Below are 2251 nucleotides of genomic sequence, written 5' to 3' on the forward strand. Positions count from 1 at the left end.
AAACCGATTTATTCAATGAACTAGGCGCATTTTTCGCTTTCTCTAATCAACAGTTTAATGATGCCAAGAAAAAAGGCATTGAATATGTATCGCTTGGAATGGGAATGATTGTCCCAGAAAGTAACGCTAAAAATTTAGTGGTGCGTTTAGGTGAAATTCAAAAAGAGGGGATCAAAAAAGATATTGAAGAAAATGGAAAGCAAGCCATTATTCGCCGTGAGCTATTCAATCATGAATGTTTTTATACGAATGATATTTGTGATTGTGTTGATAAGCTCGAAGAATACGGCTATTCATACGATGATATTTATGAGGTATTTAATCATATTCGTAAAACAGAAGATGTGTATTAACCAAAAATAAAAAGCCTCAATATTTATTAGACGTAAATATTGAGGCATGTTCAAGTTAAGTAATATGAGGTAACATAAAATGAACACTTTGAATACTACTCCAAATCAAGAAGAAATGAAAGCACAACGTTATGTTTGTACAGCAATACCTTTTGAGTTAGGAGAGATAGTCATGACGCAAGGCATTGCTGAATTACTGGATAAAAATATTGGGGCAAGTTTACACATTTACTTAATGCGTCATAATAATGGGGATTGGGGTAATGTTTGTGCTGAGGATAAAATAACCAATGACGAAGCGGCCAAAACAGGCGAGCGTATTATATCTGAATACATACTGTGCGGTGAACGTATATGGATCATTACCGAGCGAGATAGAAGCGTAACAACTGTTTTACTACCGAGTGAATATTAATCACTTTCAATATGCGATAGAATGGAGTACACAACGGACTCCATTTTTTTGATTATGAAAAAATTATCTTTGCTATTGTTATTGTTCCCAACCGCTGCGGGCGCGTTCTGTTTTGATGAAGCCGGATCTCATTACAATGTTGATCCAAAATTGTTGCGTTCTATTGCTCAGGTCGAAAGCAGTCTTGATCCCAACGCTTACAATGAAAATAAAAACAGGTCGGGAAAAATTATAAGCCGTGATTTTGGGTTGATGCAAATTAACTCTAGTTGGTTCTCCCGACTCGCTGAATTTAACTTAAACAAAACGAATATTTATGAGCCGTGTTTTAATGTTTCATTAGGCGCATGGGTATTAAGCTCTAACTTTGCTACACATGGCTATAACTGGAACAGTGTCGGGGCATATAATGCCGGATTTTCTAAACGCACCGAAAACGCTAGAAAAATATACATCCAAAAAGTACAAAAAGTTTATTACCAACCGTAATTAAAATTAGCAGCTATGCACCATTGTGGTGCGGTGCTGACTATCTCAAACTCTTCCTTTTCCGCTTTCCATCCCTCTCAATATTTACATTATCACCCTTGATTCAATCGCCAACGGTTCGGCTTTTGCTCTCGTTGTTCCTAGAGCACCACCCAAAAACACAAAACAAACGGAAGTTCATTGGAGTTGATCGTCACTTCTTTAGAATCATCCACACACCTCGCTAAATCGAAAATCGATTTAAATGGTTGTCTGTAAAAATATAAAACCAATAGAAACAAGAGCTTAAAACCTTCCCAACCATTAAAAGTAACCTCAAAAAAATTTTCAAAATCTCAACTAATTAGCCGCTGAAATCTCAATTGGTAAATATGCAATCTCAATTAAATGGCATTTATCCCTTTTGTAGTAAGGCTCTGCGGGGTGTTTAAATGGGTTTTAAATGAGTTGTCATTCAATTCTTATTTATCCCTTTTGCAGTAAGGTTTAAAGTGGGTGTTTTGTTGATTGCTTCAATGTGATTATATTGATATATTATTGAGATTCATTGAACTAAAAAGGAGAGGATAATGGCCCGCTCTTACCCTTTACAAAGCACTTTACGCGGCAAGTTAGAGCAAGACTTCATTAAATTTAGAGATCAGGAGCGTCTGAGTGATTCTGAAGCTACTCGTCAACTGTTGACGTTAGCACTGCGTATTAAGCTCAACGATAGTGACGATGGTAGACCGTCGAATCGAGAGTTGATGGAAGAGATTTATCGTGTGGTTCGCAACACATCAGCGGTCAGTGATGTGACTCATGGTCAAACCTTTGATGGTGAAAAACTATTTCGAGTCAAAGACGAAGCGAAAACATTTAGGCAACAAGTTAAAGCCGATGTTAATAACAAAGTGGATACCTTTCTTGCAGGCGAAAAAAAAGGATAGCCTGTTAGGGCTATCCTTTTTATTGTTTTATCTTTCTAATTCCCGCTCGATTTCTCGACCCATCG

At 37.0% G+C, this 2251-nt stretch carries 4 protein-coding genes; all 4 read left to right on the forward strand.

Annotated features, from left to right (window positions below):
- Window positions 1–353: hypothetical protein (locus AB6D93_RS23860; protein ID WP_372127336.1), on the forward strand; the 353-nt coding region annotated here is incomplete at its 5' end.
- A gap of 79 nt (window positions 354–432) precedes the next feature.
- Window positions 433–768: a type I restriction endonuclease subunit M gene (locus AB6D93_RS23865; RefSeq protein ID WP_102332426.1), complete on the forward strand. Its 336-nt coding sequence runs from the start codon at window positions 433–435 to the stop codon at window positions 766–768.
- Between the two features lie 54 nt (window positions 769–822).
- Window positions 823–1257 carry a lytic transglycosylase domain-containing protein gene (locus AB6D93_RS23870; protein WP_102332425.1) on the forward strand — a complete coding sequence of 145 codons (435 nt, stop codon included), beginning with the start codon at window positions 823–825 and terminating at the stop codon, window positions 1255–1257.
- A gap of 569 nt (window positions 1258–1826) precedes the next feature.
- A complete protein-coding gene (locus tag AB6D93_RS23875) occupies window positions 1827–2186 on the forward strand; it encodes a hypothetical protein (RefSeq protein WP_102332424.1) in 360 nt (119 codons plus the stop codon).
- Window positions 2187–2251: the final 65 nt, after the last annotated feature.

The sequence above is a fragment of the Vibrio sp. 10N.247.310.23 genome, assembly GCF_041467155.1.
In the GTDB taxonomy this organism is placed as follows: Bacteria; Pseudomonadota; Gammaproteobacteria; order Enterobacterales; family Vibrionaceae; genus Vibrio; species Vibrio crassostreae_C.